At 52.6% G+C, this 16,033-nt stretch carries 12 protein-coding genes; 7 read left to right on the plus strand and 5 right to left on the minus strand.

Annotation, left to right across the window (positions count from 1 at the left end):
• Positions 1–67: 67 nt before the first annotated feature.
• The 5 genes from ruvC to aspS form a co-directional block, all read right to left on the minus strand.
• Positions 68–589 (minus strand): crossover junction endodeoxyribonuclease RuvC, encoded by a 522-nt coding sequence (gene ruvC, locus ACSF8X_RS13080; protein WP_047877273.1) that lies wholly within the window; start codon positions 587–589, stop codon positions 68–70.
• Positions 590–764: 175 nt separating this feature from the next.
• Positions 765–1,679, minus strand: coding sequence for a hypothetical protein (locus ACSF8X_RS13085; protein WP_500850176.1), 915 nt, complete (start codon positions 1,677–1,679; stop codon positions 765–767).
• Positions 1,676–5,284, minus strand: a complete 3,609-nt coding sequence (locus ACSF8X_RS13090) for a hypothetical protein (protein WP_500850177.1) — start codon at positions 5,282–5,284, stop codon at positions 1,676–1,678. The genes ACSF8X_RS13085 and ACSF8X_RS13090 overlap by 4 nt, the downstream gene beginning before the upstream one ends.
• A gap of 240 nt (positions 5,285–5,524) precedes the next feature.
• Positions 5,525–6,268 carry a YebC/PmpR family DNA-binding transcriptional regulator gene (locus ACSF8X_RS13095; protein WP_047877276.1) on the minus strand — a complete coding sequence of 248 codons (744 nt, stop codon included), beginning with the start codon at positions 6,266–6,268 and terminating at the stop codon, positions 5,525–5,527.
• 116 nt (positions 6,269–6,384) lie between these two features.
• Complete coding sequence (gene aspS / locus ACSF8X_RS13100; RefSeq protein ID WP_500850178.1) at positions 6,385–8,172, minus strand: aspartate--tRNA ligase; 1,788 nt, start codon at positions 8,170–8,172, stop codon at positions 6,385–6,387.
• 400 nt (positions 8,173–8,572) lie between these two features.
• Here aspS and ACSF8X_RS13105 point away from each other — a divergent pair, with 400 nt between their 5' ends.
• The 7 genes from ACSF8X_RS13105 (at position 8,573) to ACSF8X_RS13135 (ending at position 15,989) form a co-directional block, all read left to right on the plus strand.
• A complete protein-coding gene (locus ACSF8X_RS13105; protein WP_500850179.1) occupies positions 8,573–9,487 on the plus strand; it encodes a DUF72 domain-containing protein in 915 nt (304 codons plus the stop codon).
• A gap of 183 nt (positions 9,488–9,670) precedes the next feature.
• Entirely contained in the window at positions 9,671–10,399 is a 729-nt protein-coding gene (cmoA, locus tag ACSF8X_RS13110) for a carboxy-S-adenosyl-L-methionine synthase CmoA (protein ID WP_047877279.1), read from the plus strand.
• 15 nt (positions 10,400–10,414) lie between these two features.
• Entirely contained in the window at positions 10,415–11,389 is a 975-nt protein-coding gene (gene cmoB / locus ACSF8X_RS13115; protein WP_047877280.1) for a tRNA 5-methoxyuridine(34)/uridine 5-oxyacetic acid(34) synthase CmoB, read from the plus strand.
• 88 nt (positions 11,390–11,477) lie between these two features.
• The gene (locus tag ACSF8X_RS13120; RefSeq protein ID WP_047877281.1) at positions 11,478–12,251 is read left to right on the plus strand and encodes an ATP-dependent zinc protease family protein; all 774 of its coding nucleotides are present in this window, start codon (positions 11,478–11,480) and stop codon (positions 12,249–12,251) included.
• Positions 12,252–12,272: 21 nt separating this feature from the next.
• Positions 12,273–13,778: an inactive transglutaminase family protein gene (locus ACSF8X_RS13125; protein ID WP_047877282.1), complete on the plus strand. Its 1,506-nt coding sequence runs from the start codon at positions 12,273–12,275 to the stop codon at positions 13,776–13,778.
• 3 nt (positions 13,779–13,781) lie between these two features.
• Positions 13,782–14,756 (plus strand): alpha-L-glutamate ligase-like protein, encoded by a 975-nt coding sequence (locus ACSF8X_RS13130; protein WP_047877283.1) that lies wholly within the window; start codon positions 13,782–13,784, stop codon positions 14,754–14,756.
• A 75-nt stretch (positions 14,757–14,831) separates the two neighbouring features.
• On the plus strand, positions 14,832–15,989 hold the full coding sequence (locus ACSF8X_RS13135; protein ID WP_500850180.1) for a MalY/PatB family protein: 1,158 nt from the start codon (positions 14,832–14,834) through the stop codon (positions 15,987–15,989).
• Positions 15,990–16,033 lie beyond the last annotated feature (44 nt).

The raw sequence follows: 16,033 nt of genomic DNA on the forward strand, positions 1-16,033 counted from the left end.
CGGTTTGGCGACGGCCAAAAACAAAAAAAGCAGCCTTGCGCTGCTTTTCAAATCATTCATTGTAAACTCAGCGATAACGCCCTCGCCGTGCACCGCTCGCCTTACCGGCCATCGCCACCAAGGTCTTATGGGTATGGGCATGACAAATGGCAACAGCCAGAGCATCGGCAGCATCGGCCTGCGGCTTACCCGGCAGTTTCAACACGCTGCACACCATATGCTGTACTTGTGATTTATCGGCACCACCGTTTCCCACCACAGCCTGCTTAATCAAACGGGCAGCATATTCATGAACTGGCAGCCCGACATTCACCGCTGCAACAATGGCACTGCCGCGCGCCTGCCCCAACTTGATCGCCGAGCTGGCATTTTTGCCCATGAACACTTCTTCGATTGCAAAAACGTCCGGCTGAAACTGGGTAATAACTTCTGATACTCCGGCGTAAATCTGTCTCAAGCGACCGGGAATAGCAGCCTCCGAGGTACGGATGCACCCACTTCCCAAATACTCAAGGTTGCGCCCAACCTGGCGGATCACCCCGTAGCCCGTAATTCTGGAGCCAGGGTCAATCCCTAAAATAATCGACATAGATGAACCGTTGCACCTGATTAAATATACAGTTGTTTATTCTATGGTGGATAGCCGCCATACTGCAAACCTTTCGCAGCCAGACGCTGACAAAGCACTCAACATCGTCTGTTGATGAAAAAACGCGGGCAAGCCCGCGTTATCCTCTCTTTGGTTCACAAAACGGAGGGATCCCTCAATCCTCAGCTTCCGCCTGTTTGCTTTGTGCAATCAACGGCTCAAGCACTACGGTCAACTGCTCGAGAGCGTCTTCATCCTGCAACACCGGACGAATAAAGGTATTAAGGTACTCGTCAGGCTGCGACATAATAAAATCAGCCCCCCAGCGCACCAACGCTTCCTTTAATGCCATCACTAACTGGACATTTCCAACTAATTTTGCCGTCTCGATATCTTCGATCTTAGTCGACCAACGGGAGTCTGGATAACACATAAAACTCGCCAGGTGGTTGGCAAACACATCACAGGCAACATCATCATAACCACGCTCTTTATACAGCCGCACCAGCAGCGCGCCTGCAAAACGATCGCTGTATGAACCATCGCGGAATTTACCCAGCGCATTGAACAAGGCGATAGCCGAGTCTTTTTCCTCAGGCGCATAGAGCAAGATTGCCACGGCAGACATTAATCCCACGCTCACCAGATCGGAATAACTCAGCAACTTCCCCTCAGGCATCGAGCTGAAAATAGTGATCCTATCGACAAAGTCCACCAGCTTATCCACCAACTCGGGATGGCTCAGCGCAGCATGGGCAAAGATAAACTCTGACACCGCCTGCTCTTTGCCCGACAACCGGACATTGAGTGACGATAAGTCGCTGCGCACCTTCTCGGCCCACGCAATATCCAGCTGATTATTCAGCATCCGCTTGCTCAGCAGGTCTCCTCGGTGGACAAATCGCAGCTTAAGCAATTTATTTCTGGCAGTCCCCTGCAGGCAGAATTCCCGGGTGGATTTCACGTCACCCAGCAATTCACCGTTAAGATAATCCAACGCCTGCTCTAGCGAGGTCTTGTCGTTGACATCAACATCAATATTAAAAACCGCTTTGTGCGATGCCAAATAGCGCATCAACCGAATGATCATGCCTCGACCTCCTTTTCGGCGTGGAAATCATGCAGCATCGGCGATGCCACCGGGCCATGGCGAAGTATAATCCGGCTCATGTCATGAAATACCTCGAACTCTTCCGCAATTGTCCAGCTGGCAAGGTAAGTCTCGCCTTTCTGGGCCAAGAAATGGTATCGCTTATAGCGCGCATTACCGTCGTCGGCACAGACCCATTTCTGGCCTGTCGCCCACTGCTCTACCGTCACGCGATAAACCGCATCAGGAGATTCATCACTGATGACAAAGCGAAAACCATACAGAATCCCAGCTTCGGGTTTCACTACCGAGGTTTGTTCAAGCAGCACCAACTCACGGGCTTCAGCCAAATGGCGCTGAGTCAAATCAAACCCTTCCGGTGGCTGGTAGATACCGTGGTCAATCATCTCGACCCGCAGCACCTTGCACTCCTCGAAATTCTTGTCTTTTGGATAGATCTCCATCGTGTCGCTAAACAACACGTTTCCACTGTTTGCGTCCGCCAGTTCAAATACCCACTTGCCCTCGATATAGCCATTACTGTCATCACCACGAATGGTCAGATCGACAATCGACCCATCAGACACATTGATCGATCGGGCAAGCTCGAAAGGCTTAAACAACAAATCATCATTACTCGGCACCTCATCAGCCCGGTAAATCCTTGATTTCAAGGCAACTACCGCCTGTTCACCACCGCAATTCACACGCAAGTGGTAACCAATACTGCAATAGTCATAATTGACAGCCGCTTTTTTGTTCGCCACATGCGTGTCACCAAAGAAGCTGCCGTATTTGACCGCCTCAACACTGCAATCAACCGCTTTATAACACTCAAGATCTATCACCTGCCGGCTAAACAACAAGGTTTCATCCAGGCTATACACCTCGAACACATAACGTCCGGGCACCCGCTGCTCAGCAGTAAACGGGTCGGTAATCTGCAACGGGCGGTTACGCTTGCCTATCACCTGCCATTCCGTTTGAGTCGCGCCATCAATCATTGGGTGAGTCAGTTTGACCACGAAACCAAATACCCGCCCCATCCCATCGCAATTGACATCGAAACTACAGCCGAGTGCGCGAGAACTCTCAGCGATACCTTGCGGACGCACAAATCGACCACCCTCACTCTGACAGCCATAGCTAACCAGTTTGAGCTCGATACCATGCTCCTTGGTACTGAAGCTCCCTTCCCGACGCTTCACCTTAGGGCCAAAAGGCTTATCCCATACGGTGGCATTCTGAAATTCCGGAGCAACCAGAGGGTCACGCTCTAGGCCGAGCATCTCGCCGATATCATAGAAATTCACACTGTAATCGACGAAGCTATAGAGAATGCCTTTCTCGTGATCGACAAAGCTCTGGTACAGACTCGGCCCTTCCTCGCAGTAAATAGTACCGAGACGGCGGGCTGTCTCCAGCTCATAGAGCTCTTTTTCTGTTTCGGAAAAAAGATGGGCAATCACAAACTTATCATCACCGACGAACTCGTAGCGGCTGACAAACTCATCACCCGGCAAGGTCAGCAATACCTGGCCCAGATCAATATCGATAAGCTGCTGCTTATAGATGATCCGGCTGCCATCATGGTTGATTGCAAATTCATCGCTCCCCAAATGGAACTGACTCGGCACGGTCAAACTTTCAGCTACCCCCGTGCGCAGGTCGATCCGGGTAAAGATATCACCACGATCGCTGCTTCCCCCCTGACACATCAGGGCAACCGAGCCATCACCGCTCATCCTAAGCGCGGCGCGCTCATTCACTTCAAAACGACACAGCTCCTTGCCCTTTTCAAGATCAATCACCACAGCCATATTCTTGTGATCAACCACCAGTTCAAGCACGTCAGGATCGATCTCACTATCGGAATCAATCTCATTTCCTACCCCCATCAGCAGGACTCGCCCATCATCGGATAGCTGAGAATCTATGCAACGTTCGAAGGCATTCGCCCTAAGGGTGTAAACCGGTGCGGTCTGACCAAAGTGCCACGCTTCCACCAGCCCTTTTTGCATATTGAAAGTGACGAAATGCGCTGGACTTTCCGGGGTTGGCCTTGCCGCGAAAATCGCTTGGTAAAGGCTGTCCTCCTCAAACGGACGGAACGAAACCGGCGTCATTTTTGCTAGGTCATAAATATAAACATTATCGTCTTCCTGCCCCAGCAAGTATTCGTTGCCCTCATAAGTCACACAACAGAATTCATTGATATTATGAAGGGCAAAGAGCGGCTCAGTCTGGCGCTTGCGCTCACTCTCATCGCGGGACTCATGGCATGACTTGTAGCCATAGCATGGTTCAAAGGCGGGTTCTAAATGCCCGGCAAGGATCCCGCGCATATTTTTGCCAACCCTGACCTTGAGCTTGTAAATTTCTGCACACAAGGCCTCAAGATTGTCCTGGTTAACCTCTCCGCCAATCATTTGCACCGCTAAATGATGAAAAAAGTCCTCTTCAAAGAAATGGATTGCCCCATCTTCGCTGTGATAGCCACCCCATCCCTCCTCTTTTTCTTCCAGATCCTCAGCTAAATCCAGCAAATCCTCGACAAAGGATTCATCGCTGCGCAACTCGTCAAGCGAAGAATAACTTTCGCTGGAATGACATACCTGAGCGCTACGGATTGCGTCCGTTGCACAAATCAACAACAGCTCTTCGATAAATTCCGGACTTTTAACCTGCTCGGAAAACCAAGGCGTAAACGGCGGGCACTCCTTATCATTACCGCTCAGACGATACCCTGTTGCCGGATAAAAATACTTCAGGTACGTTGACTGAGGATGGGCTTCCAACAGGTAGGATACCGTCGCGTTCTCGGGCAGATGGTTATACCAACGGTATGTCAGGCTATAGCTATCAACGAAGTCTGCTATGTAGCGATCGCTGTGTTCCAGCAACGCCTGATAGGGTGCCTCGAATAACAATTCCTGATCAGAGATATAGCGCAGATCTGATTCACTGCCGAGGTTCATATTACGCTCGTCGATCAGCTTGATAAGCTGCTCGACCATCGGCCGCAGTTCATCATCGGCCACCGCGCAACGAAACAGGCCCAAACGGCGTTCATGCTGCCACTGGTGGTAAAAATAACTCGGTGTATATTTGCTTTCCCGCGACTTGAAATAATGCGCTTCGTTTCGTCCGGCAAACTGCCCCGCCTCATCAAAAGCCAGATCGAAAAAGGTATAGACAATCTCGCGCTTGGTCGCTTTACCGATCTTCCAAGTGTCGACATCACTAATCAGCTTTTGCAATGCAAGGCGGATACTATTGCGATCTTGCGAATGATACTCGACCTTGTGGATGCTATTACGCCCATAATGCTGCTCGAGGAAATTCAAAAAGTTATCGCAAATCGGTTCAAGAACCGGATCCTGCTTAATCAGCTCGCACAGCAAGTCATAATATTTTTTGACCTGCTTGTAAGAGCGACACATTGCCGAGGCAAAGTCCCACAAGTCCGCCGTTGACGATCCCTCACCGATCCCATGGAGGCATTTATGAAGCTGGTAGAGTGTTTTGAAATTCTCGGGCAGGTATTCTGGGCTCTCCTGCAACTCATAGAGGCAGGCTTTGATCTTTACGGTGTAATCGGTCATTTTGATAGTGGGCCAGTTAAAGAAGTCTAAATATACAACTCTGTTTTATAAGGATTTTCAAACTAACACAGTATTTGACAAAAGCAACAATAAGCAGGTATTTCGGAAGGCGGTATATAACAGAAGCAAAAAGATAATGGATGCAAGGTGATAGATAAAAGATGAACGCTGAGAAATAGCTGGGGAGAGGTAATATACGAAACGAAAAAAACGGGTGCGTTAGCCACACCCGTGGTCGATCTACAGGGTTGCCGCCACCTCATCGGACATATCGCCGTTGTGGTAGACCTCCTGCACATCATCGAGATCATCAAGCGCATCGATCAGGCGCATCAGCTTCGGTGCCGTTGTCGCGTCCAGTTCCGCCTTGGTCGATGGTACCAGAGTCACTTCGGCATTGGCGGCTTCGAAACCGGCGGCGTCCAGCGCATCCTTCACCGCACCAAACTCCTCTGGCGCCGTGTAGACATCGATAGAACCATCATCATTGGTTTCGACATCATCCGCACCGCCTTCAAGCGCCGCTTCCATTACCGCGTCTTCATCAAGACCCGGCGCATAAGAAATAACGCCTTTCTTGTCGAACAGGTAGCTCACACTACCGTCGGTACCCAAGTTGCCACCAGCCTTGGAAAATGCATGGCGAACACCCGATACGGTACGGTTGCGGTTGTCGGTCATGCACTCGACCATCACTGCCGTACCGGCTGGACCATAACCTTCGTAGATCACGGTCTCCATGTTCTCTTCGCCTTCGCCGCCAGCCCCTCGGCTCACAGCGCGGTTAACCGTATCGCGCGTCATGTTATTCGACAGTGCCTTGTCAATCGCGGCACGCAGACGCGGGTTGTTCTCCGGCTCGGCCCCGCCTTCTTTGGCTGCAACCACGATTTCACGGATCAGCTTGGTAAAGATTTTACCGCGCTTGGCATCCTGGGCTGCTTTACGGTGTTTGATATTGGCGAATTTACTATGACCTGCCATATTTCACTCCTCTGCCAGCGGCCGACACACCGCTGAGTTTGTTACATGTAGTTTTGGGGTATACAAACAAATAAGGCCAGAATAATCTGGCCTTATTGTTAACGATTCAGTCTGACTTACGCGTCAGCTTCTTCGTTTTTCTTCGCCGCAGCGGTAACTGCAATCGCAAGCTCCTCAAGCGCAGCCGGGTTGGCAAGACTTGGAGCATCAGTCAACAGACACGCTGCAGCTGTTGTTTTAGGGAACGCGATAACGTCACGGATGTTCTCGGTACCACATAGCAGCATCACCAAACGGTCAAGACCAAATGCAAGGCCTGCGTGTGGTGGCGTACCGTACTTCAGCGCTTCAAGCAGGAAGCCAAACTTCAGTTTCTGCTCGTCAGCATCGATACCTAGGATATCGAATACCGCTGATTGCATTTCTGAGTTGTGGATACGCACAGAACCACCGCCCACTTCGTAGCCGTTTAGAACCATATCGTAAGCGTTTGAGTTTGCTGATGCTGGGTTAGCTTTCAGCTCTTCCGCAGTCATGCCTAGTGGAGACGTGAATGGGTGGTGCATCGCGTGCAGGTTGCCCTCTTCGTCTTCTTCGAACATTGGGAAGTCAACAACCCATAGCGGTGCCCACTTGGCAGTATCTGTCAGACCAAGATCTGTACCTAGCTTCAGACGCAGTGCGCCCATTGCCTCGGTAACCACTTTCTTACTGTCTGCGCCGAATAGGATGATATCGCCAGATTCTGCGCCAGTACGGTCCAAGATGCCGTTAACCACGTCTTCGTTAAGGAACTTAGCAACTGGAGACTGGATACCTTCCAGACCCGCAGCGCGGTCGTTAACCTTCAGCCATGCCAGGCCTTTCGCACCGTAGATGCCAACAAACTTAGTGTAGTCATCGATCTGCTTGCGAGACAGCTCAGCACCACCCGGTACGCGGATAACCGCAACACGACCTTTCGGATCGTTAGCTGGGCCAGAGAATACTTTGAACTCAACATCTTTCAGAAGATCAGCGACATCAACCATCTCCAGCGGGTTACGCAGGTCTGGCTTGTCTGAACCGAAACGGCGCATTGCCTCTTCGAATGTCATTGTTGGGAATACACCCAGATCCACGTTTAGCAGCTCTTGCCACATATCGCGAACCATCTTCTCGGTCACTTCACGTACCTGATCAGCACTCATGAACGAGGTTTCGATATCGATTTGGGTAAATTCAGGCTGACGGTCAGCACGCAAGTCTTCATCGCGGAAACACTTAACGATCTGGTAGTAGCGATCGAAGCCAGACATCATCAGCAACTGCTTGAATAGCTGAGGTGACTGAGGCAGTGCATAGAAGCTACCCTTGTGAACACGGCTCGGTACTAGGTAGTCACGAGCACCTTCTGGCGTCGCTTTGGTCAATACTGGCGTTTCGATATCCAAGAAGCCGTTGTCATCAAGGAAACGACGAACGAAGCTCGATGCCTTTGCACGCAGCTTGATACGGTCGCTCATCTCTGGGCGACGAAGATCCAGGTAACGGTGCTTCAGGCGCTGCTCTTCAGAGTTGTTCTGGTTGAAATCCAGCGGCAGCGGCGCTGCACGGTTGATGATTTCCAGACCGGTCGCCAGTACTTCTACTTCGCCTGTTGCCATGTCTTTGTTAACTTGGCTGTCAGGACGAACACGTACTTCACCAGTCAGTTTGATACAGAATTCGTTACGCAGCTGGTTGGCAACCTCGAATACGTCTTTCATATCCGGATCAACCACAACCTGAACCACACCTTCACGGTCACGCATATCGATGAAGATAAGACCGCCCAAATCACGGCGGCGATTTACCCAGCCGCAAAGTTCTACAGTTTGCCCTTCGAGGGCTTTGTTCAGGTGACCACAATATTGGGTGCGCATATGAAATTCCCGATCTGTTTACTAACTATTCCTGGGCACACAACCTTCGACGATAGCGCACGATTGTGTACCGGCTGAATCCTTCCCGGCCAAGTAGGCCAAACATCACCCAGTTTGGTGACGGCCCCTACCGAGAGAGAAAAATAACACGCTATTATATACCCAACAGCCCGCAAGATGCATGTTTGACACGCACTTTATCGCGATAATCCGCTCCAGAATGCTACCCGGAAGAGAATAAACCTTGTGAAACGGTACCGGAGGATATAGAGCACTCCTGCCACTGTAGAAAATAAAGTGCCCTAAGATCAAGCGATAAAACAAGGTTTGTCCCATTGACCTCCCCCTCATGTGCTGTTCACAATACGAAATGAGTGCCGTCGCAGGCCAAGGAGATATCATGCCACAACCCCAGAGCCCTTCCCCATCAGGACGCAAATTACCCCAAGCCGGATGCCAGCTCAGGCTTGGATTGGCGATGTGGTCGCATGCGCCGTGGCAGCAGAGCCTCTATGGCCGAGGCTGCAAAAGCGGGGATCGGCTTGCCCGCTATGCCGAAACATTCAATACCGTAGAGGGCAATACCACCTTCTATGCCACCCCGAGCCCGCAGACCGTAAAAAACTGGCACGCGGCAACAACCGATGATTTCCGCTTTACCTTCAAGCTGCCGCAAACCATCACCCATCAACACCAGCTCAGGCACTGCAATGCCCTGCTGGCTGATTTTATTTCCACCTTGGAACCACTGTGTGGGCGCACCGGACTGTGGAAAATCCAGCTCCCGGCGCAGTTTGGCCCCGATGGACTACCGGCTCTTGCCGCTTTCCTAACAAAGTTCCCCGCGCATTTCCCGCTTGGGGTCGAAGTTCGCCACCCGGCTTTTTTTGCCAAAGGCCATGAAGAACAGCAGCTCAACCGCCTGCTGGCCGAACGGGGCGCCAACCGGATCATCATGGATAGCCGCCCGGTATTCTCGGCCGCCCCAACAACCGACGCCGTCATCGAAGCGCACCGCAACAAGCCCAGAGTGCCTGTCCACGCCGTTTGTACCGCCGCTAACCCGATGGTCCGCTTTATCGGCCATCCCGATCTCGCAGCCAACGATGCGTTCTTCGCCAACTGGCTACAACGGCTACCCGCGTGGCTGGAGCAAGGCAAAGAACCCTACTTGTTCATTCACACCCCTGACAATAATCTCGGCCCTGAATTGGCCATGCGCCTCTACCGCCAACTGCAGGCAGCCTGCCCGCTGCCGCTCGCCGACATCACGCTGCCGCAATCCGAGCCAGACCCGCAGTTCAGGCTGCTTTGAACCCGTTGCAATTTATTGCCACGACAAAAATGGATAAAGACAAATGGCCGCAGATTCTCTACAATACGCGACCTTTCAAGCAGGTGACGGAACACCTGGGGCAACGGATATAACGGCTCGATCCGCTACCGTGCCTTCCCATTTTGGATCCTGTTCTTTGACTAATTTAAGAGGTTCGTGAGAATGGCCGGTCACGACAATATTTTTGCGGCTCCGATTGACAAAATCGGCGACTTTACCTTCGACGAGCGCGTTGCGGAAGTGTTCCCTGACATGATCCAGCGCTCAGTACCGGGTTACAGCAATATCATTTCGGCAATTGGTATGCTGGCCGAGCGCTTTGCCAAACCGCATTCAAAAATCTACGACCTAGGCTGCTCTCTCGGCGCGGCAACCCTGTCTATGCGTCGCCACATCCAGCAAGAAGGCTGTGAGATCATCGCCGTGGACAACTCCAGCGCGATGGTTGAACGCTGTCGACTGCATGTTAACGCCTACCGCTCTGACACCCCCGTGCAAGTTATCGAAGCCGATATCCGCGAAATCGACCTGCACGATGCATCTGTCGTGGTTTTGAACTTTACCCTCCAGTTTCTGGCACCGGCAGACCGCCAAACCCTACTGGAAAAAATCTACGCAGGCCTGCGCCCGGGCGGGATTCTGATTTTGTCAGAGAAATACATCTTCGACGATGAGCAAGCACACGAGCTACTTATCGATCTCCACCACGATTTCAAGCGAGCCAATGGCTACAGCGAACTGGAAATCAGCCAAAAGCGCAGTGCCATTGAAAACGTTATGCGCCCAGACAGCATCGACACCCACCGCCAGCGCCTGGCCGATATCGGCTTCAGCAGCAGCGAGGTCTGGTTCCAGTGCTTCAATTTCGGCTCTATGTTCGCGATAAAATAAGGTCACCTGTCCGTTATGTTTAGTTTTACCGACTTCTACAAGATCCTTGCCCAGCATGACACCCTGCGTCCTTGGCTCAACACCCTGCCGCAGCAGATGAGCGACTGGGAAGAAAAAGCCCACGGCGATATGGGTCGCTGGATCCGTGCCCTGAATAAATTCCCGACCGACAAGCCAGACAACATCGACCTCAAAACATCGGTGACCGTCAGCAACAACGGCGGCATTGCCGAAGGCGAACAAAAACGCCTCGAGAGCCTGCTGCGACTGCTGCATCCTTGGCGCAAGGGGCCATTTACCGTACACGGCATTCATATTGATACCGAATGGCGCTCGGACTGGAAATGGGACCGCGTGCTGCCGCATATCTCACCACTGAAAAACCGCACCGTACTGGATGTAGGCTGCGGCAACGGCTACCACATGTGGCGTATGCTGGGCGAAGAGGCCAAAATGGTTGTCGGTATCGACCCGTCTAACCTGTTCCTGATCCAGTTCGAGGCGATCAAGCGCCTGATGGGCAACGACGAGCGCGCTTTCTTGCTACCTTTGGGCATCGAGCAACTCCCTGAGCTACGCGCTTTCGACACCGTATTCAGCATGGGTGTGCTCTACCACCGTCGCTCGCCGCTCGACCACCTGATCCAACTCAAGAACCAGCTACGCAAAGACGGCGAGCTGATCCTAGAGACCTTGGTTATCGACGGTGACGAAAATGCCGTATTGGTACCAACCCACCGCTACGCCCAGATGCACAACGTCTACTTCTTCCCGTCTGCCAAGGCGCTGAAAGTATGGCTGGAAAAATGCGGCTTCGTTGATGTCAAAATCGTTGACGAAAATGTCACTACCACCGGTGAACAACGTTCAACAGAGTGGATGACCAACAACTCGCTACCCGAATACCTTGATCCGAACGACCCAAGCAAGACGGTCGAAGGATACCCGGCACCTAAACGTGCCGTGCTTATTGCGCGCAATCCTGACTAACTGTTGACAAGGGATGCTGTTCGCATCCCTTTTTGTCAGTTAAAATACTGCCGCTTAAAGAAAAAGAAGTACTGAACTAGGAGATACAATGCTTCGCCGCTGTGTGCCATTACTCACCCTTGCTATTCTTTCCGGTTGTTCCCTGACCCAGCCAGCCCAGCCCAATGACACGACGATGGCGGCTATCAACACCATGGAAAACCGCGTCAATTTTCAGCTAGCCACCATGATCAAGTTGATTGATGACCAAAATGGCCAAATTACCCAGCTTGAAAAGCAGCTTGCAACCGTCTCTACGGAAATGGGCCAGCTAAACCGACTCACAAAAGACAGCCTCGCCAACCAAGCCGATAAAGACGCATCGATTGCTGCAGCCCCGGTAATGGCCAACGACGATGTCCGTACTGCGCACGGCAAGGTCATTCTTGGTGAAGAGGAGTGGGTGTGGCTCGATTCCATTAAGGCCTTCTTCAAAGCCCGTGTCGATACGGGCGCGACAACCTCTTCCCTCAGCGCCACCGATGTCCAGATTTTCGAGCGTGACGGCAAAGAATGGGCCCGTTTTTATCTCAACCATACGACTTACGAACGACCAGAAGATGCCGATGTCATCGAAGCGCCAGTCGTGCGTTGGGTGAAGATTCGCCAAGCCAATAGTGAAGAAGCCGAACGCCGCCCAGTCATCGAAGCGTGGATAAAATTGGGGCAGCTTCATGAAAAAGCACAATTTACGTTGGCAGATCGCACTCAAATGACCTATCCAGTATTATTAGGCCGTGAGTTTTTCAAAGACATAGCACTTGTTGATGTAGGCAAGAAATTTGTTCAAGGAATGAACGAACAGCAAGTACAAAACAAATAATAACACGTTGATGGGGATGTCATGACATCAAGAATACCGTTCTATTTTCTCATTACCCTGCTGCTCATTGCCGGTACTGCACTTAGTCTGTATCGCCATGATGTCTACGGGGTGCCATGGACACCGGGCGAAGAACGCGCCCTGTGGGAACTGGAAGCCCGCATCGAATTTGATGCCATCGGCGATCCGGTCAAAGTTTCAATGGCGGCACCTGAAACCCAGCAGGGTTTTACCCAAATTGACGAGAGCACCTCTTCGCCAGGCTACGGCGTCGCATTGATTGACACCAACAAAGGCCGCCGGGCTGAATGGTCTATTCGCGAAGCCACCGGCAAGCAGATCCTGTATTACAAAACCCAGATGCTGGTTGATGAGCAGGCCTCCTACAACACAGTACCGCCTAAAGGCGACACCCCGGCAGTGAGTTTGGATAACCCACAGCAAACTGCTGCCGATGCCCTGCTAGCCCAAGCCCGCAGCCTTTCTTCGGACAATACCACCCTTACCCGCGAGCTAATCAAGCAGTTCAATGACCGCAATAACCAAAACTCCGCCCTGCTGTTAAACAGCCTCAGCCGAGAAAAAGCGATCATCAACCTGCTGTCACTGGAGAAAATCCATGCCCGCATCGTAGGCGGCCTCCAGCTTGAAGACGGTCGCCGACGCCAGAGCATCACCTCGATGGTAGAGGTATGGGACGGCGGTAAATGGGAGCTGTTCAACCTGCAGACGGGCCAAGAAGGCAAGCCTGACAACATCCTGCTATGGAATCAACAGGGCCACTCGCTACTGGATGTCGTTGGCGGCCGCAACTCGACCATCAGCTTCTCGATCATTGCCCAGGATATCACCCCGCAACAGGCAACCCGCGAGAAGGTTCAGGCCGAAGATCTGCTGAACTTCTCGATCCACAGCCTGCCTGTCGAAGAGCAGGCCATGTTCAAGACCATCATGCTGATCCCTATCGGGGCATTGGTTGTGGTCTTCCTGCGGATCATCATCGGCCTGAAAACCTCCGGTACCTTCATGCCGGTTCTGATCGCGGTGGCATTCGTCCAGACCCAGTTGGTAACAGGTATTATCGGCTTCCTGCTGATTGTCGGCACCGGCCTGATCATTCGAAGTTACCTGTCGAAACTCAACCTGTTGCTGGTCGCGCGAATATCGGCGGTGATCATCACGGTTATCATGATTATCTCCGTCTTCACCGTGGTTGCCTTTAAGATCGGCTTGGTGGAAGGCCTGTCTATCACCTTCTTCCCAATGATTATCCTCTCGTGGACAATCGAGCGTATGTCGATCCTATGGGAAGAGGAAGGCGCGAAAGAAGTACTGATCCAGGGCGGCGGCTCGCTGCTGACCGCGGTATTGGTTTATCTTGCCATGACTAACCCACTGGTTCGTCACCTGACCTTCAACTTCATCGGCATCCAGCTGATTGTTCTGGCCGTTATCCTGATGCTGGGTAACTACACCGGTTACCGCCTGAGCGAGCTACGCCGCTTCAAGCCACTGGTGGAGGACTAAGTTATGTCACTGCTGTCGAGGTTTACCTCCCCGTTCAAGCTACGCAGCCGTGGCATCATGGGGATGAACAAGCGCAACCATAGCTATATTGGACGCTACAACGACCGTGGGCTCTATCCGTTGGTTGACGACAAGCTGAAGACCAAGTTAATTGCCCAGCAGGCCGGGGCCACCGTGCCAGAGCTGATCGGGGTCATTGACAGCCAAGGCAACGTCAAGCGGGTTCACGAGATGGTCAAAAACTGGCCCGGTTTTGTGATCAAACCGGCTCAGGGCTCGGGCGGCAAGGGGATCCTTGTGATCGTCAAGCACAAGGACGGGGTCTACGTAAAACCGTCCGGTGCCGAGATCAACAAGCAAGATGTCGAACGTCACATTACCAATACCCTTGCTGGCCTGTTCTCGCTCGGCGGCAAGAATGACGTCGCGATGATCGAAAACCTGATCCAGTTCGACGACGTCTTCGATGGCTTCAGCTACGAAGGGGTGCCCGATGTCCGAGTCATCGTTTTCAAGGGCTACCCTGTCATGGCGATGATGCGCTGTTCAACATCGGCATCAGACGGCAAGGCCAACCTCCACCAAGGCGCTGTCGGTGTCGGCATCGATATCGCGACCGGCAAGGCAATTCGCGCGGTTCAGTTCAACCAGCCCGTCGAACGCCACCCCGATACCGACAGGCTGCTCAGCGAGCTGACGGTACCCAACTGGAACAAACTGCTAACGCTAGCCGCCAGCGCATGGGAGATGACCGGGCTTGGCTATATGGGCACCGACATGGTGCTGGACAAGGAAAAAGGCCCGATGGTGCTCGAACTCAACGCCCGCCCAGGCTTGGCGATCCAAATCGCCAACGGCTGCGGGCTGCTGCCAAGGCTGCACCATATCGAAAACCTCGGCGTCCCAGCCACCCAGCCGACACCGGAAGAGCGTGTTGCCTATGCAGCAAAGCAGTTTGGTTCAAAATCACAGTTCTAACCGATAACCACCCCAAAGCCCCGGCTCTCACGCCGGGGCTTTTTTTGACCTCGGAAGGCATAACAAGGATCACGCATGCACAGTTCGTCGTTCAATCCCCTATTTGATCAAGCTATCGACCGCAACCAGAGCAACAGCATCAAATGGAAAAAATACCAAGGGCAGGACATCTTGCCTATGTGGGTGGCGGACAGTGACTTTAAAGTCCCCTCAGCAATTACCGACGCATTGCAGCACCATGTAGAGCATGGCGTTTTCGGTTATGGCCAAGCACCTGATAGCCTGAGTGCGCTAATCGTCGAACGAATGGCCCAGCGTTACGACTGGCAGATAGAGCCAGAATGGATTGTCTACCTGCCCGGCTTAGTCTGCGGCCTCAACCTTGCAGTACGGTCGGCAACCGACGATGATCAAGGCGTGCTGTGCCCGACCCCAATCTATCCGCCATTCAGATCATCAGCAAAACTGGCCAAGCGCCCTTTGACGACGTTGCCTGTTACTCTTAGCGATGAGAAACGCTGGATGATGGCACTGGAGGATACATGGGTTGCCCCCAACAGCCGCCTGTTGCTATTTTGCAATCCGCTCAATCCTGGCGGGACAGTCTACCGCCGCAACGAGCTAGAGGCCGTGGCCGACTTTGCCCAACGCCATGATCTTGTAGTCTGCTCGGATGAGATACATTGCGATCTTATCCTCGACCCAAGCTGCCACCATATTCCTTTTGCCAGCCTCAATGATGATGCCGCACAGCGCTCAATTACGTTGATCGCACCGAGCAAGACCTTCAATATCGCAGGGCTTGGCGCTTCGATGGCAATTATTCCCAACCCGGCATTGCGACGCGCCTTTCTCCACGCCAAGGCCGGCATCGTGCCAGACGTGAATGTCCTCGCCTACACCGCCGCCGAAGCCGCCTACGCCGATGGCCAAGCATGGCTCGACCAGCAACTAGCGTATCTGCGCCGCAACAAGCAAAGGCTGGAAGCCGAAATTAATGCCCTGCCATACTTGACCCTTCACCCGATAGAAGGCACCTATCTGGCATGGATTGATGCATCTGCGCTGCCTGTAAGCTCACCGTTCAAGTTCTTCGAACAAGCCGGAGTTGGGGTCTCTCCCGGCGCGGATTTCGGCGATTCTCACTTTGTCAGGCTCAACTTCGCCTGCCGGTATGAGTTGCTTGAGGAGGCCCTGAGGAGAATTGATATTGCCGTTAAGCGCTTGAGGTAGCCGAACACGTATCAAATAAGGAAGAAGAAGGCCGTTCTCAGAAA

This window comes from Photobacterium panuliri, from assembly GCF_059920555.1.